The sequence below is a fragment of the Acinetobacter sp. CIP 64.7 genome (assembly GCF_000369745.1).
In the GTDB taxonomy this organism is placed as follows: domain Bacteria; phylum Pseudomonadota; class Gammaproteobacteria; order Pseudomonadales; family Moraxellaceae; genus Acinetobacter; species Acinetobacter fasciculus.
In genome coordinates, this window is sequence record NZ_KB850178.1 from 721,673 (window position 1) to 745,602 (window position 23,930).

Here is a 23,930-nt window from a genome sequence, read left to right on the forward strand (position 1 = left end):
CATCATTTCTCTGTGTCCTTAAAACTCGATGTAGGCATTCAACAATAGCGTATAAAAAAGCCTGACGAATCAGGCTTCTTCATACTTAATTAGAGATTCAACTATTTATTGTCTGGCAAGGCATAAGCCACCAGAGAGTCGCCCATTTTGGTGCCAAAGGAACCATGACCACCGGCCATAATGACCACATACTGCTTGCCATTGGCTTCATAAGTCATTGGCGTAGCCTGACCACCTGCAGGTAGACGGCCTTTCCACAACTCGTCACCGTTGTTGACGTTAATAGCACGGATATAGTTATCTTGAGTTCCACCCACAAACATTACATTACCCGCAGTAGAAATAGGGCCACCCAGCATCGGTACACCCATTTTGAATGGTGGCAATGGAATGCCAGGCATACTGTCACGAATGGTACCGATGCGGCGTTTCCAGGCCACTTCATGAGTATTTAGATCCACCCCTGCGACAAAGCCCCAAGATGGCTGTTTACACGGCAGTCCAAATGGAGACAGGAACGCACTGATTTCAACGCCATAAGGCACACCATACATCGGTTGAACACCTGCTTCTGTACCTGCACCTTTAGCCGTCTTAGGACGGTTCGGATCTTGAGGAATCAGTTTTGATACAAATGGCAGGCCAATCGGGTTGGTCAATGCAATTTGACGATCTGGATTCACCGACATACCACCCCATTCGAACACACCCAGGTTACCCGGGAAGACCAGCGTCCCATTTTCAGAAGGTGGGGTATAAATGCCATCGTAATTCAGTTTGTGGAACGCAACACGGCAGACCAACTGGTCAAACATGGTCGCACCCCACATCTGTTTATCGGTCAATTTCTCTTGTGGCGCCAGATTAAAATCAGAGAACGGTTGAGTTTTAGAATAGAACTCACCTTTGGTTTGGGGTCCACGTTTCACAGATTGTGGTACCGGTTTCTCGGTAATCGGCACAATCGCTTTACCATTACGACGATCCAGCACAAAAGCATTACCCGTTTTGGTCAAGACATAAATGGCTGGAACCATATTGCCGTTTTTGTCTTTAATCTCGGTCAATGTTGGCTGTGAAGGTACGTCCATATCCCACAAATCGTGATGGGTAGTCTGGAAGTTCCATACCAGTTTGCCGGTCGTCGCATTCAAGGCCAGCATCGAGTTGGCATAACGCTCGTCCAGTTCAGTACGATGACCACCGTAAATATCCGGTGTACCGACACCCGTTGGTACGTAGACGATATCTAGCTCTGCATCATAGGCCAAAGGTGCCCAAGCATTTGGAGAGTTGTGTACAAATTTTTGACCCGGTGCAGGAATCAAATTCGGATCTTCAGCGCCTGTGTCAAATACCCAAAGCAGTTCACCAGTGTTCACATCGTAACCACGGATCACACCTGACGGTTCTTCAGTTGAATAGTTGTCTGTGGTTGAACCCGCAATAATGATCGTCGTGCCGGTTACTACAGGCGGTGAGGTTGGAATATAACCGCCTGGATATGGGAATGGCATATCTTTTTGCAGATCGACTTCGCCATTTTTACCAAAATCAGAACAGACTTTACCGGTGGTTGCATTTACCGCAACCAGACGCCCATCATTGACCGGTAAAATGACTTTTTGCGGACATTCAGCCGATGTGGTTTTCTTAGCAGCAAGACTGCTTTCAAAACCAGCCGTATTGTTGACATCATAATAAGACACGCCACGACAGGTTAAATGCTGATAGGTATGATCAGCTTTCAGCTTTGGATCATAGGTCCATTTCGCCTTACCTGTTGCCGGATCAAGCGCAGTCAATTTCTGGTGAGTGGTACAGATGTACATGTTGTCACCCACCTTGATTGGGGTAACCTGATTGGTGGTTTCACCCGAGTCATTTTCAGTCTTGAATTCGCCCGTGTGATATTCCCAAGCCACCTGCAAATCTTTGACATTTTCAGTATTAATCTGCTTTAAGGGTGAATAACGCAAACCGGACTGGGTACGGCCATAAGCCGGCCAGTCTTCATCTGCTACACCGGGGATTGACTGGGGGGCTGCAGGCTGCTGGGATTTTAATTCACCGCGAATTTCTTGCGGGTCATTAAATACAGCATAAATCATGACAGCGATGGTAATGGCCAATGAAGCACCCAAGGCAATTTTCGCGGTTTTAGCATGATCAAAGCCACGTGTGGTAGCCGGAATCAGCAGGGCTAAACCAAACAGACCTAAAATATCTAAACGCGGTGCAAGTGCAAAGAAATCTGAACCAACTTCCCACAGCCCCCACACCACTGTTGCCAAAACGAATACGGCATAAACAAGGAGTGCAGCACTTTTTCGTTTATACAAGAGAACTGCGGTCGCAATAAAGAGAATACCTGCAATGATGTAGTACCAAGACCCACCCAGCACTGCAAGATAAATCCCTCCAATCAGCAGTCCTATACCGAAAACAGCGGCAATGACCGCTAAAATCGTTTTCAGTACCGAACCTGATGATGAAGTATTCATATTGAACACCTATAAAAGTTTTTTTGAAAGTCCATGCACATGACAGGCATGAGCACCCTTATTGTTAAATTCTGAGTTATAAATACATCAATGTCTTAAGCAGGCATTGCCCATTACTGCAACAAAGCACCTAGAGATTCATAGTGTATTTGCAACTAAAAACTATATTTTAAAATGACGTATTAAACTTGATTCCGCCCACCCAGACATTTTCACCATCTTTATATGCACCGACGTGACGCACATATTGCACATTCGGGCGAATGGTGAGCCAATTAGTGGCATGTAAGCCATAATAAATTTCTGCATCGATTTCTTGATGACGGTCAGCACTGACATCGTCATTCATGTTGATGCGTGCAATACCAAATGCGATTTCATCTTGAGGGCGTGAATCCATTGCACCCTTATAAACCAGCCCGATATTTTGCATATCACTGACATTATTGGTTTTGGAGTCATGCACTGTCGCATTCACAAAGCCGGTCAAACCACGCGAAGTATCTCCGTGATGTGCAGTCAATTGTTGCTTGGCAACAATCCAGCCCCCATGGTGATGATCGGTTTGATCTGGATTGGAAATGACTTCAGCCTCTGCTGTACTGTAGTAATAACCGGCACGGTATTCACCCGGTAGTTTCTGTTCACCCAGTTTAGGTGCCCAAACCACTTCTGCAGGAAGCATTGCCCCTTTGGAACCATCCGTACTCAGGTTAAATCCTTTACCACGTTCCAGATTCTCAGGGTTGTATTCATAAGCACCGACTTGGGCATAAAATTCAGGGTTAAGGTTATATTTGACCCGTGCAGCCCATTGGCTTACCGGCCAGTTGTACCACTGATCGCCAACCCAGTTCCCGACTTGTGAACCGCATAGGGCCAGATTCTGGAAATCACAGTCAAAACTATTGAAGTCTTCACCCTCACCAAAGCGTCCGACTTTCACATCCAGTTTTTGTTCCAGGAATTTTTTCTTGATCCATAAATCAGTCAGGCGCCAGGTTTGACCACGGCCCCAGACTTCTTGCACTGAACTCAGATGGCCATTTAAAGCAGCAGCGCTTTGAGACAGTGACTGACCGTTACGCTGGGTCACTGTTATTTGTGCTTCGGTGTCTTGCCAGCCTGCAATTTTTGCCAGATCCAGATGTGCCCCAAAAACAAACTGGTCCGTATATTCAGTTTTATGGTTTGAAGATCTTTGCGCATCGATCAAGGTTGCCATTTCACCGGTATAACCAAAACTGAAATCATAACCTTGGTTTTGGAGCGCTGTACGCTGCCCGTTCCAGTCACCGAGCATCCACGGGCTTTCTGAACTGAAAGCAGCTTCAGCATGCACAGTGGTCGTGGTTAAGATGAAAGAGGCACAGCAAAGGTAAAAGGCCTTCGATAATGGGGAGAGATACATTGAATGTGACACCTTCATCACCATATGAAGCTTTTTATTGTACGCCTGTTGATTTTAAAAAATTGTTACTAATAGATAAAAAGTATGAACAAAATGTTATATTTATTAGTATTATTATATACTTTTTGTAAATTTTAAATTTATAAGTATTTGTTTATCATTATATTAAATTTAATAACATCAAACCATAGCTCCAAAGAACAATTTGATATTCATCAGATAGATTTAGCTTTAATTTCTTATAAAAGATTCAGAGATAAATCAGCTCCATTACTATTTAATTTTCTTCATTTCAAATCATGCAACGCTACATTTTTTGTTGATTGAATACTGAATCACTATTGCGATAAGGCTTTTAAAAACATGAAAAAATTATTGTCATTTCACCATAAACTTTTAAAAATTAGATTATGCTAAAGTTATTCTGATAAGAAATTGCGTCGCTTTAAAACAATAATCTAGCTTAATAGACGAGAACAAGCATGAGAGGTTCAATCCTTGATTTTTCTATTCAACACAATACCGGTTTTATCTCGGGGGATGATAATCAGCGCTATAGCTTTAATGGCGCAGACTGGCGTAGTGAGCGTCCACCTTCACGCGGTGATCGGGTCGATTTTATCGTCAATACCGCGGGTGAAGCATCTGAGGTTTATTTAACCTCAGGCAGTTCTATTTATCTGGGAGAAAAAATTTCTAGTCAGCTTGGCAAATATTCAAATCTGGATCAAGCCGAGGAAAATTACAGCAGCATTGACTGGTTTGTAAAATGTCTGACCAACTATGCAAACTTTTCCGGCCGTGCACGCCGTAAAGAATTTTGGTTCTTTATGCTGTTTTGTGTAATTTTAGGCATTGTTGCTGAGGTAATTGATACAGTTTTAGGCACTAAACCGCTGGTGAATAGCCTGCTTAATCTAGCACTTCTAGTCCCAAGTCTGGCCGTTGGCGCGCGTCGCTTGCATGATGTAGGACGCTCTGGTTGGTGGCAATTACTGACGCTTACCGTGATTGGTATACTGGTACTGATCTGGTGGTGGGCAACTGAAACCAAGCAACAAAACAATGAATATGGTGCTCCTGCCAAATAACTGAACCTTACAAATCCCGTCTTGATACGGGATTTGGTTATCGATTATTTAATGACTAAATATCAGCAAAATCAGACTTTCTCCATGCTGCAAGATCAATTAGTGAAATTTCCAGATGCTGTATGGGTGCAAATCTATAAAGATAAAATGCAGCTGATGAATATAGATGGCACGATTACGCATACCCTGCTACCCGATGTGCCCTATGCCCATCCGCGGAGTATTATTGCCGACTTTGATGCAGCCGCGGTGACGCTGAAACGGCTGTTACCATCGTCAATGATGAAGAAACTATTTAGCTCTATAGCACTGCTGCAAATTATGGATCTGCCTGAAGATGGTTTAACCGAAGTTGAAAAGCGTGCGTTACTCGAACTCGGTTATGAAAGTAGCGTGCAAAATGTCATCCTGTTTGACCATGCAGGAAATGCTCTGACCAAAGCCAGAGTTCCCCCCAACATCGAATGACGATCATCAACATTTTACTGGTGATCATCATTATGGTGGTGCTGGCATCGACCTGGTTTTTGACGCTTTAAATGTTCATCCAAGAGCAAAAATCCCGCACGCTGCGGGATTTTTATTGAGATAACAATCTAATAAGAGAGTTGATCTGTATAGATGTAGCAGCTTATAGACAAAATATCTCTAAAAATCAGCTCAAATAAAATAAGCAAAAATTAGGGTTTATTTAAAATAATCTAGCAACTGATTAAAGCGGTCTATTTGATATTTAGGCTGTGCCAGTGCTAACTCTTCCTGACTACCATAACCATAATTTACCGCAATAGTATCAATACCATTTTGACGGGCACCAAAAATGTCATGCTCACGGTCACCCACCATCAGGCATTGATCGGCCTGTAATTTTTGCTGCTCTAAAATATACTGAATCAGCTCAGCTTTATTGGTTCGCTCGCCATTCAGCTCACTACCATGAATGTCAGTAAAATACTGGGCCAGATCAAAATGTTTCAGAATCTGTTTGGCATACACTGTCGGTTTTGCTGTGGCGAGAAACAAGCGATAACCACGGCGTTTCAGTTCTGCCAGCGTTTCTGCCACACCCTCAAAAACATGATTTTCATAAAGACCCTTCACTGCAAAGCGCTCCCGATAACCCATTAAGGCCTGCTCAGCCAGCACATGATCGGCTTCAACATTTAAAATTTTGGCTAGTGAGGCTTTTAAAGGAGGGCCAATAATCCAGTCGATATTTATCTCGTCACTAATCGGATGACCAATTTTTTCCAGACCATAGCGTGCAGACGTCGTAATCCCCACTTTCGGATCGGTTAATGTCCCATCCAGATCAATTAAAATATTCTTAATCACCGCCTATCCCCTCTCATCAGCACCGATATAAATTAATATCGAGAGTTCATTCAAATTTGCCTATACTAATGCAATTTTAGTGAATGAAGGACATCATTTTGCGCCCTACCGTACTTTGCTTTTCCGGTTTAGACCCTTCAGGTGGAGCCGGCCTTCAAGCAGATATTGAAGCTATTGGTCAAAGTGGTGCACATGCGGCAATTGCCTGCACAGCCCTCACTATTCAAAATTCACAGCAGGTTTTTGGTTTCGAAGCCACTTCCAGAGAATTGCTATTGGCACAGGCCAATGCGGTGGTCAATGACCTGCCCATTCGTTGCGTAAAATCTGGCATGTTAGGCACTACAGACAATATCGCGGCTCTGGCCGAGTTTCTGACTGTACATCCAGATTATCTGTATGTGCTGGATCCGGTTTTGGTCGCCAATAGTGGCGGCTCGCTGGGTAATCAGGAAACGCTGGTCAAAGCATTTACCCAGCTGATTCCATTGGCCACCATTTTAACGCCCAATACGGTTGAACTGCGTGCCCTGACGGGTGAGCAAGACCTCAAACTGGCCACTCAAAAATTATTTGAAATGGGTGCACAGGCAGTTTTGGTCAAAGGTGGCCATGAAGATACGCCAGATTACATTCAGAACAGTCTGTATATCGCAGGTGAGCTGGTCAACGAAACTCGCTGTCCACGTCTGCCAGGTGAATATCATGGCTCTGGTTGTTCATTGGCCAGTTTCATTGCTGGACGTCTGGCCATGGGTGATCAGTTGAAAACCGCGGTACAGCATGCTGAAACCTGGTTATTTGGGGTATTAAAAAATGCTGAAATTCCTGTTCCAAATGGTCAGAGAATTCCAAAGCGTTTTTAAAATTACATCTCTTAAAATCAAAACTAGAAAAAAGCCTGAGTCATTCAGGCTTTTTTATCACTGCTATTTTTTAAACAATACTATTTGGCCTGATAAATGATTTTGCTTACATAGGTCGGTAAATTCCAAGCACCACCGGCGAAGCCTTTGCATTGTACGGTCAGACCACTGAAGCTTTTGACAAATTTCTTGCCATTCCAGGCCCATTCGTTCTGACTCAGACAATCGCCCAAACCACGCACTTTATGCCCGGAAAATATCTGGCCTTGGTTAAATGTTTCTCCCGAGGTCGTCACCAACTGTTTAAATTGCTTGTTTCGATCCATCAGCCAGAAGCCACTACCCATATTATAAGCCCCACGCCAGCATGGAATCTGAATCAGTTGATTCTGGGCATTAATGGGATAAATGGTCATAACATCATCATCCAGAAAACGCTGGCTAAACAGCAAATCACATTGATCTTCCTTGGTGGTGGCTTGCAGTTTTCGAATCATCTGCTGACTTGTTGCCGTATTCAGTTTTGCTTGAGTGACTTTGCCTGACTGATATTTTGGTATCTGAATTTTCGGTATCGCTGCAGCTTTGAGCACCGCCTGATTGGATTTTTTCCCCGGCCTGATCAAGGCTGAGGGCGTAGAAAGTCGACGCTGAAATTCATCCATCTTGAGTAAAACGGCACTGGCACCGGAATTCGACAGGTTCCAGCGTGATTGCGTATTCTTAAATACAACCGGAGCTGTTCCCTGTAAAGCTTTTAGCAAGGCTCGCGTTTGATCAGTACTGAGTTGCCCTATTCCCTCCCGATTCAGAACAATCACGCCATAAGGTGTGCTGGCAATTTGCAATTGAAGCTGTCGTGTAGGTGTGGCAGCAGCTAAGGGTAAAATCTGGACCTGAGCTTTGATGCTACTGTTTGTCCCAGCAGCACGCTCTAGTAGCACCGAAACCGGCTGATCAATATATTGATCCGATTGATAACCGGCAGCGCGGCAGGTGCCGGTATTATCACAGGCAATTTCCCAGTCTTTATGTGAAAAATGCAGTCCCTGAATGGCCGCCAGACTTAATGAGCTGATACTGGCTAGACCAAATGTGATACTCATGATTTTGATGCTGTAGATCCATTTTTGTTTCATCGTTTAGTCCTTATTTAAAATGCTTGCTGAGGTGGCAGGCTGCATCTGCTCAATCTGCTTCTGTTTATCTTTTTTCTTGCGCTCATTGCTCAAAGTCGCCATTAAATCCTGCGCCAAAGCCTTAAGCAGAATCATATCTTCGGCCTGCATCTGTCTCGGTTGTTTATCCAGCAGACACAGACTCCCAAGCGCAATTCCATTTTTATCTTTTAAGGGTACACCGGCATAGAAACGGATATGATGCTGTCTTAACTCTGACAGATGCGGAAAGCGCGGGTCACGCTGCAAGTCTTCAATCACCAAAGGCTCATTCTGATAAAGCAGATGGGTGCAGACTGAATCCTTGCACATTTGTCGGGTTGCTACAGGTTCTTGGGTAAAAGGACTGACCGGAATATACATTTCATGCTGATTCAGCCAGGAAATTTGTGCGTAATCAACGTCAAAGGCTTGACGGGCTTCTTCAATATATTGTTTATAAAGGATCTGATGACGATGATCCAATAAACCCAATTCATTTAAAGCCTGTTGTCGTTCTTTTTCATTCTTGATCTCCAGATTCTCAAACCAGCTTTCCCCTTCATTCAAGGTATAAGTCTCGACAATCAGAATCAGATCATCGACATTATTGATCAGTGCCTCCAGCTCAAAACGTTGTTGCAGTTCATCCAGAAGCTCCAGCTGCATCACGCTCCAAGTCGCAAAAATAATTTTCAGTTCAGGATATTGCTGCGCCAGTCTATATTTCAGCAACCGGATCTGTGCCGCAGGCGCATGATGAAAAATCGACACACATAAAATCTTGATCGAAGCTGGCAGTACAATACCCTTTCCTGATTCACTCGATTGAATCAATACATCCGGATCATTTCGGGCAGCAATATTTTTGAGATTCAACGCGTGTGCCAACATGGCAGAAATCTGGGTGTCAATTTCCCAACGTGCACCAACGCAATAGACTTCGGGCTGTTCAGCATTTAATTTGCTCGGATAAGCTTTTTGGAATGCATGATTAAAGAACTGCAAGCCCTGATAAAGACGCAACCGGTGCTCGGCAGTAACATCGGTATCATGTCCTTGAGAATAAATCCGAATGGCTGGAATGGCCACTTCACCATAGAACATCTGTACCCGACGGGCCACCTCCTCCGCACTGGGCTTTTTTGGCAATTGCGCACAGATATAATCATTGGCTACTTGCATTGCATCATTGACTTCGTCGGCTACCAGTCGCTGATAAAAGCGTTCGAAGGGTGACAATACTGGCGTACTGCCAAGCAAAGTTTTGACAAAACCCAGTGCCGGCACGTAGTTGGACAAAACCAGCAGGCAGGCAGTCAAAGGCGTCGACAAGATCAACCCCACCGGTCCCCAGAGGGTGGTCCAGAACGTGGCAGCCAAAATAATCGCTAAGGTAGACAGACCGGTACTTTCCCCATAAAGCCAAGGTTCAATCACGTTATTGCTGATCAGTTCCAGCACCAGAATCAAGGCGACAGTCCAGAGCACCATGTCCCAGCCCGGATCAACGGCGAAGGCCAGCGTAATCGGGAAAATAGCTGAAACGATCGGGCCAACATAGGGCACAAAACGCATAACCACCGCGACCAGCCCCCACATGATCGCTGCCGGCACCCCAATCACCAGCAGCCCAATCGCCATGGGAATGCCATAAGTGACATTGACCAGCAGCTGCATGCGCAAATAGGTTCCGATACTTTTGCCGGCATCATCCAGCGCATCGGTGCCGATATTCAGATTACCGCCCAAGAGTTTCAGAAAACGGTCATGCAAGTCTTTGCCATTGAATAAAATTAATACCATAAACAGGAACACAATCCCGATAATCGCCAGTGGATTCAGAATTTTATTCAACCAGTCTAGGGCAGCCTCTTCACTCGTTGGTTCCAAACCGACCACTTTGACATTCTGCACATTCGGGTCTTCTGTTTCATGTTCGGGTGTATCTATCGAATTTTCTACCGTGTCAAAGGTCTGGATCGCGCCATCCCACATACTCGGTCCCTGACGATAGTTTTCAAGCATTTTTAGTTTCTGCTGGATGGTGTCCTGATATTGCGGCAGTTCCTGACTCAACTTGCCGAGTTGTACTCCCAGATAAGTTGCAGTGCCGCCCAGAAATGACAAGGTCAGGCACATGACCAGGCCAATCGCCGCCCATTGGGGACAGCCCCAGCGCTTTAAGCGAGAAACCAGAGGAGAAAGTAAAAATGCCAGCAGAATGGCCAGAGCCAGCGGAATAAAAATATCACGACCAAAATACAACGCCGTCATGACCACAGCAGCAATTACAAAGCCTGCCATCATTCTGAGTGCATGTTGGGTGCGCTGCCGCTCGGACTGATCCGGCATCAATACTTCAGTCTGTTGTTGCAGGTTGGCCTGTCTTGGTTTTACTTGACTGTTCTTGTTGTTATCCACCTGAAAAGTCCTAAAATATTATTCCTTCAACATAATTTAGGACTTTCTATATTTTTGTTACAAAGGTATTCCTGTAATCATTTGCAAAGATATTTCACTTAAATCTTTTCAGGTAAATAGATTAACTCACGCTTTTGATCCGGCGCATTTTCCGGGTTTCGAGTTGCACAGGGACTGAAGTATGTTGATGCAGCAATTGCCATTTGCCCTGCTGCTTGCTCAAGCACATGCTGACCCGACACCAGCCCAGCTGGAAAATCGGTTCAATCACCGCATAACTCACCCGTACATAACCATCGACTACAGCCAGATCAGAAGTGACATGAATATTAAGGTCTTGGCGTTCGATGCGTATGCCTTCGGGCATAAAGTGCCGATATTGTTGCCAGAGGGCCTGATAGGCTTCGACGCCTTTCACTTCCATACTGACATCGACCAGACGGATCTCCGGTCGGCATAATTGAACAATATCCTGAATATCGAGTCTGGCTATGGCATTGTCCCACTCCTGAAGAAATGCCATGACTTCCCGAGCCAATTGTTCATCCCCAAAAATCTGCATCAAATTTTCCTCAATCGGACAAGTCAGACCTGAAATCTGGGATTCAATCAACTCACCCGATTTCTGATCTTTTGTTCTTATTATTTTGCCTATGCTAAAGCGTTATTCTCGCTTTGCTCTCCCCACTGCCTGATTCGGTTCAGCTCACCTGAAGATTATTTTTTTAAATTATTTTTATTTCAATCAGGATGAATATGCCGTTTCTAGATTGGATGATTCAAAAATCAGCAGCGATTAAAAGTTACTTTAGAACTTTTATCGCATGCCTGTAAATGACATAAAGCGTCATTTAAAAATAGAAATAATTTTAGATCTGAATAAGATAGCAAGCTGTTTCAGACCAAGTCGATCTGTTTATAAATTTCGTATGGCATTGATAAAGTTTTAAGGCATTTGATCCATGTGATATCAGCAGATAAAAGCCATCATTCAGATAATGGCTTTACTATAGGTCTGCTTTGGCATTTCAATGATTTCGACACAGAGCTGTATTTTTAATTCAGGCTGTGGCGCAATATATTGCTGCATGACGTCGAGCACCAATTCGGAAATTTCCTGACGAACTTCGACACTTCGCCCGCTCAACAGTGAAACTTTGGCATGTACATAGGCCTGATCTCTAACCACATTCAGTCCAATCACATAATCCTGCTGCATAATCGCACGACTTTTTAAATCATTGGGATCGCTGACATAGCCGGCGTTAAAAAGTGCCTGATGGCTCGCGACCAATAAAGGTTTGATCTCGATATGTTGCAGATTGTCAGAATATTCCAGATGCAGGTGCGGCATTAAAGTGGTCTCAAATCGAAATGCGAGGATCAGGGCGGCAGGAAAATGATCAGCCCAGAATTTCAGTATTAATGAGAATAATACGATACATTAACCGTATTATTCTCTCGTCAGAATTTTAGTCTAGGGCTAAATTTAGGCTTTCTTGACATATTCGGATTTCAGTTTCATCGGGCCGATCCCCTCGATTTTACAATCGATATTATGCCCATCTGCAGCATCAGGCAACAAACGGATACTTTTGACTTTGGTACCCACTTTCACCACTGAAGATGAACCTTTGATTTTCAGGTCTTTAATCACCGTGACGCTATCACCATCTGCCAGCACATTGCCGTTAGCATCCTTAATGATCACTTGTTCTTCAGTAACTTCACCTTCTTTCCACTCATGTGCACATTCAGGACAGATGAGTAGATCACCATCTGCATAGGTATATTCAGATTGACATTTTGGACAGTTTGGCAGACCCATAAAAACCTCGAAAAAAGAGAAAAATAAAATAAATGAAACAAATAAGCGTACAGTATAACATCTTTGTCAGGCGCGCTGATGGATAGGACATTGGGATGAAACCAACACAGGAGGTCGAAGGAATTAATTGTCTGAAATCTGCGGATTAACCAGCAAAGACAGGAGTTGCAGTGATTCTTGCCAACTCAAATGACACACCGCGGGCGGCACTACATCCGGATAACCCACCTGAATAATATGCAAACCAGTACCGATTGACACTTTTTCAAAGATGATCGTCACCTCTATTTCCCCCTGCAGGTCGGGGGTAGAAAACTGATCGGTATAGCGCAGCAGCTGATTGGGAATGACCTCATGATAAATGCCATGAAAATGATGCTGGGTTCCGGTAGAAAAATTGGTAAAGGTGGTTTTATAGCTGCCGCCGGGTTTGACTTCCGCATGTTCTACTTTGGCAATAAAGCCATGTGGTGCCAGCCATTTGGCCAGTGCATCTGGATGCACAAAGGCACGATACACCCGCTCCGGTGGTGCACTGAACACACGATGCATTTTTAAGGTGTAACTCATTGTTTTGTCCTTTGTTCTTATTATTTTTTTATTGCGGTTTTATTGCGGGATATTCCCTGCATTTTTTGTGACTAAATCATCAGCCTGAGTTAAGTACTCATCTGAGTTATTTTATCCAGTTTTGAACTGGCTATATATAATGAGTATGTATCTATACTCAAGCTCAAATCTTCGTATAGCAATTAAATAAAGCAATAAAAAACCCGGCAGCACCGGGTCTCTTATTTTAAATGGCTTTAAATACAAGCATGCTCAGCTACTACGCAGACTGCTCTCTTCGTCATCTAGCTCATCATCATAGACATAGGCCATGCAACCCCAGCCATCATATTCGCCCTGAAATTGTGCAGCGATTTTGCTGAACCATTGTTCCAGATCCACGATATCTTCGTAGGCAGGCTCCATATACACATAAATCGTGATGATCCATTCCAAAGTATCGCTTTCTTCATCCTGAAACAGGCTAATTTTTTGCTCTTCTTTTAATAGATGCAAGGCACAACGATCCGCCTGTGCTTCATCCGCAAAGGCAATCGAAAATTCAATTTCATGTGCTTCCTGCAAGTCGTCGCCATCCTGCTGCATTTGCCACAGTACATTGCCGTTTTCATCGTCAGGGAATTGATTGTAATCACGTGACATAGAAGTATCCTTATTATGATGCTGTTTTATTCTGCATTTAAGATTAGCTGATTTTTGTACAATTATCGAGATACAGACAAAAAATATTATCTTTTAACCATAAATAAACATATGATTTTTATAAATATAAAAATAAATAAGGGGATCAATATATTCAAGATTCCTCAAGGCCAAAAATCCTGAAAATATCAGGATCTAAACCAACTTATGGCATTCAGAATACTCTGATAAAAATCTTCTAGACCTATGAATGTCATGATCTACGCGATGTGTGGATGCAGATGATCCTGTTTCAGTTGCAAAAGCAGTGCAGCAAATTTGAGCTCCTCTAAACGCAGATTGAGATAGGATTCTTGAATCATCGCCTGACTCAGTGCCTGCCCGGTATAATTCAGCAAGACATAATCATCCTTTAAGGCTTGCAGCATCTCGCCCAGATTTTCTGTGCTTAATTGGGTGAGATATAAATCTGCCTTACAGTTGAAAGCCAGACTAAGGATTTCAATAGTACTTCGACAGCGATTGTCGTCGACATAATTACAGCTCGCCACCTGCTGTGTTTCTATGGCCTGCTGAATTCTGTCACGGACATTGCGTAAATGCCGAACCGCATCCTTTTCGCTATAACCCTCAATCATCTGCTCTAAAACCTGTGTTGCGGGAAGCTGCAAGCCGAAGCGTTTGGCTTGTATTTTATGCTCTAAAGCACTCAATACCTCTTGCAAGCGATGCTGTTGCTTGGCCTGTTCATAATAACCGTGCAAACTTTGTCGGGCCTGCTGCTCGACCTCGGCCAGGGCTTGCGCCTGAAACTGGGCAAGATAATCTTTTACTCTTGCGATATAGGCTTTGAGATCATCGATCATGATCGAAGCATCCAGCTTGGTCACCTCAACAAAGTTTTCGGCCTGCAAGGTCCGGTTAATAATATATTGCTCGATATCCCAGATATCCTGATATTTTTTATATTTATTCAGGGCAATGTTTAAACTGCCATTCTGTACCCGCAATTGGGTAGTTTCATAATTCAATTCATCGACTTGAGTTTCATAATCTGCCAATTTGCTGCGGGAATGATCCAGGTTTTCCTGTAAAAACTGGATATTGCTGCGTAATGAAGCCTGTACCTTCAAGCTCCATAGCAATGCACATATTAAAATACTCGCGAGAACGAAGAGAGCCATACTGAGCATCGTTCTTTCCTTTAACCCCGGGCAGCGCCCTAAACCATCAAATTAAAAATTTATTATAAAGTAATGATTAATTTTGCATCACTTCGGCCAGATAATCAAAGCCGTTGATCAGCACTAAGTCATTTATTCATTTTATTTTTCTATAAAATTTTTATGGGCAAGTCATGTATGACTGACTACTTTCCGGCTCAAGTCAAATCCATTCTGAAACAACTTACGATATTTTTTATATCAAAGGATATAATTTAAAAGTTTAAAAATAATGAAAGGAAAGTTTAAAAATAATGAAAGGAAAGTTAAAAAATCATAAAAATAAAGGCATCAGGCCTATGGCAGGAGATAAAAGAATAAAAATTCTCTAGGCTCATCATCAAGAGATAAACCAAACATTAAAAATTTGGTGGTGTTTCAAAAAGTATGCTGAAAAAAAGCAGGTTGGATTTTGATAAAATAGAGAAATGCGAATAACTCTAGAAATCAAGTGTCCAGCCTGCCTAAGTGACAGTATAAAGAAAAATGGCACAAAAGTAGATGGTAAGCAAAATTACCAATGTAAAATATGCAGACGTCAATTTATTGGTGATCATGCTCTCAGTTATCAAGGCTGTCACTCAGGTATCAAAACCAAAATATTACACCTCATGGTGCGAGGCAGTGGTGTCAGGGATATAGCAGAAATTGAAAGAGTAAGTATCGGTAAAGTTCTACGGACACTTAGCCAATCAAAATATCAACTTCGAGCACAGCAAAGTCATTATGAAACCCTTGAAGTAGATGAGTTTTGGACTTTTGTTGGTCATAAGCAAAATAAACAATGGCTAATTTATGCCTATCATCGAGAAACAGGTGAAATTGTTGCTTATGTATGGGGTAACCGAGATTTAGCCACTGCAAAACGACTTAAATTAAAATTGAAGCAGTTAGGTGTAAGCTATACATGTATATCAAGTGACCATTGGGATAGCTTTGTTACGACCTTTAAAGAATGCAAACAGTTGATTGGTAAATTTTTCACTGTGGGTATAGAAGGCAATAATTGTCGATTACGGCATCGAATCAGGCGAGGCTTTAGGAGAAGCTGCAACTTCTCCAAAAAGCTTGAAAATCATTTCAAAGCCTTTGATTTAGTGTTCTTTTATATCAATAATGGATTCGTTTAATGCCAGCATACTTTTTGAAACACCACCAAAAATTTATGTTCGGTAGTGACAACCGATCAGGCAATGGAGCAGTAGAAAATTTCATTTGAACATGCTTGTAAAGCCACTCATCTCCAAGCTGCTCTCGAAATAAATTCTCACACTTTTTATTGAGGTTGCCAAGTTTAAGGGCTTGATCCTCATCATATTTATGAGCTTAAAAAGCATGTGTCCGGCTGGCTCTGATTATTAAGCAGAATCAAATTAGAACGGTATGTCTGCCTTTATTTCGATCGGGACACCACTCAAGGGCTGAGTAAAGGCCAGATAACTGGCATGCAAGGCCATACGATTTAAAGGGCTGCGCTGGGGTTCAGGATGATAAATTTTATCGCCAGTAATGGGATGACCGATATGCAGCATATGCACGCGTAGCTGATGGGAACGGCCGGTAATGGGAGTCAGCAACACCCGGCTAATGTCTTGCTGGGGTAGATATTCTAAGACTTGATACAAGGTTTTGGCGGCCTTGCCCAGTTCAAAATGCACCATCTGGCGCGGACGGTTTTCCCAGTCGGTAATCAAAGGCACTTCGACACTGCCCTCACCTTCGAGTTTGCCTTGTACCAGCGCGACATAATTTTTATGCACCGTACGTGCCTGAAACATTTTACTCACCGCCACTTCTGCATCGCGGTGTTTGGCGAACATCAAAATACCGGAAGTCGCCATATCCAGACGATGGGTAATTTTGGCCTGCGGATACTGATCCAGAACACGTAAATAGGCACTGTCATGATGCTCAGGTAAACGCCCGGGAACCGACAATAATCCGGCCGGCTTTTCAATCACCACCAGATCATCGTCTTCATAAACGATATGCAGCGGCTCTTGCGGTGGACAATAGACAAAGTCGTTATTGATGGGCATTTTAAGGGTACAGCATCTGGAACAATGCGCGCAAAATAACAAGCGGTTTCTGGGCTGTCAATCACGGTGCTTGGGCGAATTAAGCTAATCTGCCAGATAATAATCGACCGTCGAGACTACACGCACTTTCTTCAAATACGGGGTATTGCTGTCGCGATCTTCAATACTAAACAGCCCTTGATTGGCGGACTTGATTTTACCCAGACTACTCTTTGAATCTGCCGCAAATTTTTCTGCCACACTGCGCGCATTTTCGGTGGCTTGTTCAATCATCGCCGGCTTGATGTCATTCAGCTTGGTAAATAAATATTCCGTTCTTTGCCCAGAATCATCCCCTGCAAAGGCAATGCCTTTTCTACCCAAAGCTACCAGGCGACTTTGTGCCGCGCGTACTGCATCTATTTTATGGGTATAGACTGTAATGGTCTGGCTGGCGGTATAACGCAGTGCGACATTGGCATCCCCGCCATATTGCTGGGCATATTTATCAGTAATACTCGGTGAAGCACTGGTAATTTCTTCCACGCTAAATCCTTCATTTTTTAAGAAGGTCTGAATTTCCTGGGTATTGGTTTGCATGGTATCGTACAATTCAGCCAGATCCTGACTGCCGGCATTAAAGCGGATTGGCCATACCGCCACATCGGCTTTGACTTCACGTTCCGACAAGCCTTTGACCGAAACTATACGTTCATATTGTTTAATTTTCAGCGCGCTATTACCCAGAATCCATCCGGCAATAATCATCCCTAAGCCGATCAAGGCACCTAAAATAAGGGCCGGTTTGAATTGATTCATCCTTCAACTCCTTTGAAATCTTTTTTCGTTCTTATTGATCCTGTCACGCTATCAAGTAGCGATAAAATGATACTAATCCAATCCTATTTTTATCACTCGAAGATTTAATCACAACACCGCACTTAGCCTTGATTCATCAGATAGATTGCAATTAACGGTGTCAGGTTAAACAGCAGAATGCCAATTTTATACACCGCCATACCCGAATAATGAATCACATCAAAACTGGTATCTGACAGCCGAAACCATTTTCCATGCACCTGCTTCATCCAGTTTCGGGCAAAGACAAAGACCATGAACCAGATCATGAGAATGACATAATTAATGAGTGTGCAAAACAGTAAAAAACGACACCAGATATCGAGATTCATGAGGATTCCCCTAAGGGACAACTAATATTTTTAAAATAACAGATCATGTTGAGAAATGAAGGGCTTATTTGTATCTTGCTTGGATAAATATTTTTCTTAAATTTATGATTTATATTTATTTTAATTTTTTATTCTGCGTGTATCGCTAGAGAATTTTTTAGGGTGTTGGGAAAACTCGCAATGGTTTACTTCAACTATCATTCTTTGTAAGACCTGATCTTATAGCCTATAAACTTTTGGTCTATAGCGTCCTAAGCCGAATCGAGACCTTTTGGGTTCGTACTGCACTCGCGTTTTGCGCCGCTCACAGCATGCTACTCTTTCCGATCCCATCACACCCTTGAAAGCTATATTAGGCAAAGATGGACGGGATTAATTTCCTATGTTTTTTTAATTTGCATTAAATATGAAAATTTATTTCACTATAAACCCTAATATAGAGAAATAAATTCCATTTCTGATTTTTTACGCTTTTTTATTCGCCAAAATTAGACTTTATTGCAATTTATATTCAGAACGGGATTGCTGTTTTATTGAAAGAATGTCCCCTGAATCCATTGCGCACTAAACCACCAGGCACTGATCGCGGACATCCCGCAAAGAAGATTAGCCAAAACCTTGTTGAGTCTGGTCAGTTCAGAACTATAAATTTTCAGGTTAAGTAGATAGGCGATCACAGCATAAAAGGTGCCAATCGCGCCCCCAAAAAGAATCAGGATCAGTGGCCATGCAGAACAGAAATGGGCTTTTTTATCTAATTTTCCTGACTCTGGTGCGTGCTGTTGAATATCCATAGGTGATAGCCCTCTTTTTAATATATGCACTTGCACTATTTCTAGGCAGATATTTACTCTTTAGAAAATATTTGCCTTTTAGGACTTTCATTGAAGCAAGAAGCAGACCAGTTTTAACGTACAAAAAGCTGTCGAGTATGATGATTGATATAGGCATTTAGCCCATCGCCATATTGGGCAAGCTGTTTCATGTTTTCGACATGCTGATAGCCGGCACTGCTATAGCTGTAGGTATAAACTTTCGAGGTTTTCTTAAATTGAACCCGAATAAACTCGTTACCAATCTCGTAATTGGCAACACCTGAGTCATGATTAAGATCAAGATAATATTGCAATTGAGCTGCCCTAAACACGATGAATCTAGGGTTTTATATGGGGTTTTATTGGTTAATTTTCAAACAATAATATTTTAAGAAAATAAAATCTATAAAAAAAATATCCCATTATTTAATGGGATATTTTTTAAATCGGAGTGAACTATTTAACAATTAGGATCCACTACAAAACTTGTCTGGCTGAATTTTTGCCATGCACCAGTAGCAGCACCATCCACAACGAGAATAGAGATAATTCCCCAATCCAAGAAAACACCTAATAGAGTTGTTGGATCAAAAGTTTTTTGTGGAATAACAATGTTGGTTTGGCAGCCTTGCTTCTCTGCTTTAATTACATAATTTTCTTTCTTTTTGAAAGTATAAACAATATTACGCTGACCCATATATTCTTCATTGACATATAACTTAGCCAATTCATCGTTACTACGGATATTCACAGTTTGTGTTGAACCATTAAACATCGTCGCACAGCCTGAAGTAAATAACATCACACTTCCTATTACTAAAGCTGTAAATTTTTTCATTGTTTCCCCCCGGAAATATCTAACCTTAATTCTAAGTGGTTAGCTAATTTTTAAAGCAGACAACCTATACCTTTTATAACAATAGTTCAAATAATTTTTTGAATTTATTATAATTTTTTACTTTAAACCAAGATTCTCCTCCCGATATAAAACTGTTTTCTCATAATAATTTTTTATTTCTATGTATGAGATTTGGATACCACAGCAAAAAGCCCTATCGAGTAATAGGGCTTTCGTTCAAAACAGAGGGTAACTGTTTGAGTTGTTTTGCTTAGGCATTCTTATTGTTAAATTGATTGCCTTGGCATTTGGTACACGGTGGTAAACGATCAGTACCAATTTCTAAGTAGGTGCGGTGTCCGCATTGAACACAAAAATAGAAGCCTGTTCCGGGTTTTTCGCCAGCAGTAACCATCTTTGTTCTCCATGGTTTTAGAAATGGTCTATCTAGTATAACCCTCTAGTGATGAATGTCTATTGTCCATTTTTGTAAATGATGATGGCATTTGGGCAAAGTAGTATTTCTAATTAACCTGAGTTCGATGAAATATTTTAGCTTTTTAGCAAGTTTTGGAAAGTTGGCTTATTTGGATTTAAGCAATAAGCCACTATAGCAGCCATAATATTCACCATAAAGTTATTCACCGAACGATGACGTGAATGGTCAATTTGATGTAAGTTTTTTAACTGATCATTCACTGTTTCGATCAATCCTCTTCTGCAAAGCAATTGTTTTTCTTCTTCAGTTTGGATGGGTTTATTTTTCATATTCTTGCGTGACGGGGTTAATAGTCTGAGCCCCCTTGCTGCTAAAGCTTCAGTTTTTGCTTTACTCAGATAGCCTTTATCGCCCAGTAAAATACCTTTTAACTCTTGGGTTAAAGATTCAAGTACAGCAACATCATGAACACTTCCCGATGTAATCTTGAGATTAATAATTTCACCCAAGTTGTTGATAACAATATGGACTTTAAATCCATAAAACCAACCTGTGCTACTTTTACCACGACCAGCTAAGCCTTTAAATACACGATGTCTTTTAATTCTAAGATTATGGCAAACGACCAATTTAGTCGAATCAATAATACAGATTCCGGTATCTTCTCCTTTAACTTGATGGAAGAAACTACTCAAAGCTTGCAAACAACGCGGCATAATTTCAATAAAACGATTGTAACTAAGAAGCTTGGGAAAAGCTGATTTCCAAAATGGGATGATCATATGACAATAAAAATATTTGAAAAATCTAAACCCGGATTTATGAAATAAAATGACAATGGTCATGACTTCAGACAAGCTTAAAGCTGACTTTTTCATTGTTGTTTTTTGATCAGAAATTAGAGCTTTCTCTAAAGATTCATTAAACTTTTTGCAGAAATCATCCAAGATACAAAATAATTCGGTAATATAGTCCATGAAAAAGCCTTGCTCTGAAATGTTTTGTCTTCGTAACCAAGATATTACAGATGCTAAGGCTTTTTTTTATTTATTTTTTATGTCGAACTCAGGTTAATTATTATTCAATAACTCATTAATTAAGTGATAATTTATTATTTTTTTCAAGTTAACTAGGGTGTGTCCTCATTTGGCTTTGCACCAAATAAATATACAGGCTATACGAATCATAGATTTATAATTGCGTGCCAGTTTATCAAATCGAGTTGCAATAGCACGGAAATGTTTTAATCTCGCAAAAGCATTTTCAACTAAATGTCTTAATTTATATAGATATTTATCAAATTCCTTATTCGATCTCTTACTGTTTGATCTCAATGGAATAATGGGAATCATATTCTTGTTCTTGGCATATATTCTAATGTGCTCAGCATCATACCCCTTATCAGCAATGAGATAAGTTGCCTCGTCTACCGTATCAATCAGTTGTTTTGCAACTTGACTGTCGTGGACGTCACCCCCAGTGATTTTAAAATCAATCGGTAATCCATTCGCGTCGGTTGCAAGATGTATTTTTGTTGTTCGTCCACCACGTGATTGTCCAATTGCTCTTTCGAAACCATGCCGAGCTCCACTTGCATGTTGATGCACGCGTATGTAACTTCCGTCAATGAATACCCATTCTTGATCCAAGACGCCTCGTAATCTAAAAAAAATTTATCCCACAATCCCTTGCTTGCCCAACGATTAAAGCGATTGTAAGCAGTTTGCCAAGGACAAAATTCTTGGGGAATATCACGCCATGTGGCGCCTGTACGCAGTTTCCATAAGATCGCTTCCATGATATTTCTACTATTCTTTGAACAGTAACAACCGTGTAATCGCATAGTATCTTGAATTTGCTGCCAGATATCATCGGTGAGAAGAGTACGTGCCATTGAAAAAATATAGAAATCAAAAGAGCTTAAAGGAGGATTTTAAGTATTTAAAACCAATTTTTCAAATGAGGACACGCCTTAGTTTAATAACATTGAGATAAGTGATGCATAAGGTCAAGTATAGCGCAGTGCGTTAATACAAAATTATCGCCATAGCCATATGAAATTTTATATTCCCTTAAAGTTATAGACGTCTTTAATCATTGAGGAAGCTCAATTGCTTAAGTTTAAAAAGAAAAGTACCTGTTTGTATTTTCTTGATAAAGACATTAATGCTCTAAATAAAAACCCCACTTCACAGTAGGGTCTTTTTTAAACAATATCAACAACTTTAATCCACTCCAACCCTCCTTAAAAAAGTAGGGAGTTCCCCACTGCTGTCCCATAGTTTGCTTTAAATAAAAAAACCTGAGTCCTAACAGTTAAAATATGAGTGCAAACAAACACTTTAACGACTAGGATTCAGGTTTTGTCACATCAGAATACCGTATTTCATGAGCTAATTAAACCTGTTGTGCGACAGGATTTTGAACAACTTGCTAAAGTACACCATGTTGGACAGAAATTTAGAGCGGCTTCCCGGTGGGATCAGTTTATTGCCATATTGATGTCTCAATTCTCTTGTAGGCAAAGTCTGAGAGATATTCAATCCAATTTGGAGTGCCAACAGGAAAAGCTAAGTCATCTCGGAGCAAAGTCTATTCCCCGAAGCACGCTGGCACGAATCAATGAGCAGCAGCCTGCTGCCTTGTATCAACAGCTATTTTACAAGTTGCTTAAATACTATGAACACTCAAAAGTAGCTCATAAATTTCGCTTTAAGAATCCCTTGTATTCCTTGGATGCCAGTCATATTGACCTGTCGCTTTCCTTATGTGAATGGGCCAAAGTTCACAACTCAAAAGCCAGCATGAAACTCAGCATAGGATTGAATCACAGCAATGATATTCCTGAGTTTGTTGCAGTTGAAAATGGCAAAGAAAATGACATGGTACAAGGCCGAAAATTCCAGTTTCCTGCTGGCAGCATTGTAGTTTTTGATAAAGGCTATGTCGATTACCAATGGTATGCAAATCTGACTGCTCAAAACATTGGATTTGTCACACGTTTTAGGCCTAAATCTGTGTATCAGGTGATCCAGCAACATCCAGTGCTTGAATCCAAAGGTATTCTAAAAGATGAAACCATTCAGCTGAATAGCGCACATGCCCTAAAAAGAAAAGCCCCAGTGTTAAGAAGAATTGAATATAGAGATCAGCAAAGTGGCAAGCACTTTAGCTTTCTCAGCAATAACTTTCATTTAGCCGCCTCCACCATTGCGGCGATTTATAAAGATCGTTGGAAAGTTGAGCTGTTCTTTAAGGCGATTAAGCAGAATCTCAAATTAAAAGCGTTTCTAGGCCGCAGCAGGAACGCAATTCAGACACAAATCTGGATTGCGATGATCGCCTATTTATTGGTGAGTTTCGCTCAACATTTAGGAAAAACAGGTTGGACAGTTCAACGTTTACTCAGAATAATTCAAGTGAATTTGTTTGAAAGAAGAACTTTAAAAGCTTTATTTTCACCCGATAAAATACCCATAAAACAAGAGGAAGCTCAAATGAGCTTCCTCTTGTGAAAAATTGTGGGACAGCAATGGGGAGTTCCCCTCTTTTTCAAAGAGGGGCTAGGGGTGATTAAAA

General features: G+C 41.6%; 25 protein-coding genes. 5 read left to right on the forward strand and 20 right to left on the reverse strand.

The features are described from left to right. Positions 1-101: 101 nt before the first annotated feature. Both F890_RS05705 and F890_RS05710 read right to left on the reverse strand, forming a co-directional pair. The gene (locus F890_RS05705; RefSeq protein ID WP_005265991.1) at positions 102-2,504 is read right to left on the reverse strand and encodes a glucose/quinate/shikimate family membrane-bound PQQ-dependent dehydrogenase; all 2,403 of its coding nucleotides are present in this window, start codon (positions 2,502-2,504) and stop codon (positions 102-104) included. 169 nt (positions 2,505-2,673) lie between these two features. Next, positions 2,674-3,915 carry a carbohydrate porin gene (locus F890_RS05710; RefSeq protein WP_005265992.1) on the reverse strand — a complete coding sequence of 414 codons (1,242 nt, stop codon included), beginning with the start codon at positions 3,913-3,915 and terminating at the stop codon, positions 2,674-2,676. A gap of 482 nt (positions 3,916-4,397) precedes the next feature. Between F890_RS05710 and F890_RS05715 the strand changes: the two genes are divergently transcribed. After that, a complete protein-coding gene (locus F890_RS05715) occupies positions 4,398-5,006 on the forward strand; it encodes a DUF805 domain-containing protein (RefSeq protein WP_005265993.1) in 609 nt (202 codons plus the stop codon). 51 nt (positions 5,007-5,057) lie between these two features. After that, positions 5,058-5,474 carry a hypothetical protein gene (locus F890_RS05720; RefSeq protein WP_005265994.1) on the forward strand — a complete coding sequence of 139 codons (417 nt, stop codon included), beginning with the start codon at positions 5,058-5,060 and terminating at the stop codon, positions 5,472-5,474. 219 nt (positions 5,475-5,693) lie between these two features. On the opposite strand, the gene F890_RS05725 is transcribed toward F890_RS05720, so the two are convergent. Continuing rightward, entirely contained in the window at positions 5,694-6,341 is a 648-nt protein-coding gene (locus tag F890_RS05725; protein WP_005265995.1) for an HAD-IA family hydrolase, read from the reverse strand. Positions 6,342-6,439: 98 nt separating this feature from the next. Here F890_RS05725 and F890_RS05730 point away from each other — a divergent pair, with 98 nt between their 5' ends. Further along, the gene (locus tag F890_RS05730; protein WP_005265996.1) at positions 6,440-7,207 is read left to right on the forward strand and encodes a hydroxymethylpyrimidine/phosphomethylpyrimidine kinase; all 768 of its coding nucleotides are present in this window, start codon (positions 6,440-6,442) and stop codon (positions 7,205-7,207) included. Between the two features lie 80 nt (positions 7,208-7,287). On the opposite strand, the gene F890_RS05735 is transcribed toward F890_RS05730, so the two are convergent. The 8 genes from F890_RS05735 to F890_RS05770 all read right to left on the reverse strand — a co-directional run bounded on the left by F890_RS05735 (position 7,288) and on the right by F890_RS05770 (position 15,021). After that, positions 7,288-8,346, reverse strand: coding sequence for a DUF1176 domain-containing protein (locus F890_RS05735; protein ID WP_005265997.1), 1,059 nt, complete (start codon positions 8,344-8,346; stop codon positions 7,288-7,290). A 3-nt stretch (positions 8,347-8,349) separates the two neighbouring features. Then, positions 8,350-10,788, reverse strand: a complete 2,439-nt coding sequence (locus tag F890_RS05740; RefSeq protein WP_005265998.1) for an AI-2E family transporter — start codon at positions 10,786-10,788, stop codon at positions 8,350-8,352. Positions 10,789-10,909: 121 nt separating this feature from the next. Further along, a complete protein-coding gene (locus F890_RS05745; RefSeq protein ID WP_005265999.1) occupies positions 10,910-11,350 on the reverse strand; it encodes a YybH family protein in 441 nt (146 codons plus the stop codon). 429 nt (positions 11,351-11,779) lie between these two features. After that, entirely contained in the window at positions 11,780-12,142 is a 363-nt protein-coding gene (locus F890_RS05750; protein ID WP_005266000.1) for a 5-carboxymethyl-2-hydroxymuconate Delta-isomerase, read from the reverse strand. Between the two features lie 135 nt (positions 12,143-12,277). Continuing rightward, a complete protein-coding gene (locus F890_RS05755) occupies positions 12,278-12,616 on the reverse strand; it encodes a zinc ribbon domain-containing protein YjdM (RefSeq protein ID WP_005266001.1) in 339 nt (112 codons plus the stop codon). Between the two features lie 123 nt (positions 12,617-12,739). Next, positions 12,740-13,186, reverse strand: coding sequence for an SRPBCC domain-containing protein (locus tag F890_RS05760; RefSeq protein WP_004732106.1), 447 nt, complete (start codon positions 13,184-13,186; stop codon positions 12,740-12,742). 252 nt (positions 13,187-13,438) lie between these two features. Continuing rightward, positions 13,439-13,828, reverse strand: a complete 390-nt coding sequence (locus tag F890_RS05765; RefSeq protein WP_005266002.1) for a ribonuclease E inhibitor RraB — start codon at positions 13,826-13,828, stop codon at positions 13,439-13,441. Positions 13,829-14,088: 260 nt separating this feature from the next. After that, the gene (locus tag F890_RS05770) at positions 14,089-15,021 is read right to left on the reverse strand and encodes an SNIPE associated domain-containing protein (protein ID WP_005266003.1); all 933 of its coding nucleotides are present in this window, start codon (positions 15,019-15,021) and stop codon (positions 14,089-14,091) included. A 458-nt stretch (positions 15,022-15,479) separates the two neighbouring features. On the opposite strand from F890_RS05770, the gene F890_RS05775 reads away from it, so the two are divergent. After that, positions 15,480-16,181 carry an IS1 family transposase gene (locus F890_RS05775; RefSeq protein ID WP_004282341.1) on the forward strand — a complete coding sequence of 234 codons (702 nt, stop codon included), beginning with the start codon at positions 15,480-15,482 and terminating at the stop codon, positions 16,179-16,181. Between the two features lie 243 nt (positions 16,182-16,424). Here the strand turns inward: F890_RS05775 and F890_RS05780 are convergent, their stop codons facing one another. The 9 genes from F890_RS05780 to F890_RS18075 all read right to left on the reverse strand — a co-directional run bounded on the left by F890_RS05780 (position 16,425) and on the right by F890_RS18075 (position 22,245). Beyond that, on the reverse strand, positions 16,425-17,090 hold the full coding sequence (locus tag F890_RS05780) for a pseudouridine synthase (RefSeq protein ID WP_005266004.1): 666 nt from the start codon (positions 17,088-17,090) through the stop codon (positions 16,425-16,427). 84 nt (positions 17,091-17,174) lie between these two features. Beyond that, positions 17,175-17,888, reverse strand: coding sequence for an SIMPL domain-containing protein (locus F890_RS05785; RefSeq protein ID WP_005266007.1), 714 nt, complete (start codon positions 17,886-17,888; stop codon positions 17,175-17,177). A 122-nt stretch (positions 17,889-18,010) separates the two neighbouring features. Then, the gene (locus F890_RS05790; protein WP_004645921.1) at positions 18,011-18,259 is read right to left on the reverse strand and encodes a DUF6868 family protein; all 249 of its coding nucleotides are present in this window, start codon (positions 18,257-18,259) and stop codon (positions 18,011-18,013) included. Positions 18,260-18,789: 530 nt separating this feature from the next. Continuing rightward, entirely contained in the window at positions 18,790-19,053 is a 264-nt protein-coding gene (locus F890_RS05795) for a hypothetical protein (protein WP_005266008.1), read from the reverse strand. A gap of 113 nt (positions 19,054-19,166) precedes the next feature. Beyond that, entirely contained in the window at positions 19,167-19,388 is a 222-nt protein-coding gene (locus tag F890_RS05800) for a hypothetical protein (RefSeq protein ID WP_016806680.1), read from the reverse strand. A 146-nt stretch (positions 19,389-19,534) separates the two neighbouring features. Then, positions 19,535-19,876 (reverse strand): hypothetical protein, encoded by a 342-nt coding sequence (locus F890_RS05805; protein WP_005266010.1) that lies wholly within the window; start codon positions 19,874-19,876, stop codon positions 19,535-19,537. Between the two features lie 307 nt (positions 19,877-20,183). Next, a complete protein-coding gene (locus F890_RS18070) occupies positions 20,184-20,327 on the reverse strand; it encodes a zinc ribbon-containing protein (RefSeq protein ID WP_004645925.1) in 144 nt (47 codons plus the stop codon). A gap of 137 nt (positions 20,328-20,464) precedes the next feature. Continuing rightward, positions 20,465-21,328, reverse strand: coding sequence for an IS982 family transposase (locus F890_RS05810; protein ID WP_004729973.1), 864 nt, complete (start codon positions 21,326-21,328; stop codon positions 20,465-20,467). A 165-nt stretch (positions 21,329-21,493) separates the two neighbouring features. Next, positions 21,494-22,245 (reverse strand): IS5 family transposase gene (locus F890_RS18075; RefSeq protein ID WP_370981754.1). Its coding sequence is split into 2 segments (ribosomal slippage): positions 21,494-22,011 and positions 22,011-22,245, totalling 753 coding nucleotides; the frame shifts between segments, so codons are not numbered across the junction. A gap of 469 nt (positions 22,246-22,714) precedes the next feature. Between F890_RS18075 and F890_RS05820 the strand changes: the two genes are divergently transcribed. Beyond that, a complete protein-coding gene (locus F890_RS05820; RefSeq protein ID WP_005261588.1) occupies positions 22,715-23,866 on the forward strand; it encodes an IS4-like element ISAbe18 family transposase in 1,152 nt (383 codons plus the stop codon). The last annotated feature ends 64 nt before the right edge of the window (positions 23,867-23,930 follow it).

Coding starts and splice junctions, on each gene's coding strand:
- F890_RS05785 (WP_005266007.1), bottom strand. CDS start 17,888: ATGAATCAATTCAAACCGGCCCTTATTTTAGGTGCCTTGATCGGCTTA.
- F890_RS05705 (WP_005265991.1), bottom strand. CDS start 2,504: ATGAATACTTCATCATCAGGTTCGGTACTGAAAACGATTTTAGCGGTC.
- F890_RS05790 (WP_004645921.1), bottom strand. CDS start 18,259: ATGAATCTCGATATCTGGTGTCGTTTTTTACTGTTTTGCACACTCATT.
- F890_RS05715 (WP_005265993.1), top strand. CDS start 4,398: ATGAGAGGTTCAATCCTTGATTTTTCTATTCAACACAATACCGGTTTT.
- F890_RS05735 (WP_005265997.1), bottom strand. CDS start 8,346: ATGAAACAAAAATGGATCTACAGCATCAAAATCATGAGTATCACATTT.
- F890_RS05780 (WP_005266004.1), bottom strand. CDS start 17,090: ATGCCCATCAATAACGACTTTGTCTATTGTCCACCGCAAGAGCCGCTG.
- F890_RS05755 (WP_005266001.1), bottom strand. CDS start 12,616: ATGGGTCTGCCAAACTGTCCAAAATGTCAATCTGAATATACCTATGCA.
- F890_RS05805 (WP_005266010.1), bottom strand. CDS start 19,876: ATGTTATTTACTTCAGGCTGTGCGACGATGTTTAATGGTTCAACACAA.
- F890_RS05795 (WP_005266008.1), bottom strand. CDS start 19,053: ATGGATATTCAACAGCACGCACCAGAGTCAGGAAAATTAGATAAAAAA.
- F890_RS05775 (WP_004282341.1), top strand. CDS start 15,480: ATGCGAATAACTCTAGAAATCAAGTGTCCAGCCTGCCTAAGTGACAGT.
- F890_RS05750 (WP_005266000.1), bottom strand. CDS start 12,142: ATGCCGCACCTGCATCTGGAATATTCTGACAATCTGCAACATATCGAG.
- F890_RS05760 (WP_004732106.1), bottom strand. CDS start 13,186: ATGAGTTACACCTTAAAAATGCATCGTGTGTTCAGTGCACCACCGGAG.
- F890_RS05710 (WP_005265992.1), bottom strand. CDS start 3,915: ATGTATCTCTCCCCATTATCGAAGGCCTTTTACCTTTGCTGTGCCTCT.
- F890_RS05770 (WP_005266003.1), bottom strand. CDS start 15,021: ATGCTCAGTATGGCTCTCTTCGTTCTCGCGAGTATTTTAATATGTGCA.
- F890_RS05810 (WP_004729973.1), bottom strand. CDS start 21,328: ATGGACTATATTACCGAATTATTTTGTATCTTGGATGATTTCTGCAAA.
- F890_RS05745 (WP_005265999.1), bottom strand. CDS start 11,350: ATGCAGATTTTTGGGGATGAACAATTGGCTCGGGAAGTCATGGCATTT.
- F890_RS05720 (WP_005265994.1), top strand. CDS start 5,058: ATGACTAAATATCAGCAAAATCAGACTTTCTCCATGCTGCAAGATCAA.
- F890_RS05765 (WP_005266002.1), bottom strand. CDS start 13,828: ATGTCACGTGATTACAATCAATTCCCTGACGATGAAAACGGCAATGTA.
- F890_RS18070 (WP_004645925.1), bottom strand. CDS start 20,327: ATGGTTACTGCTGGCGAAAAACCCGGAACAGGCTTCTATTTTTGTGTT.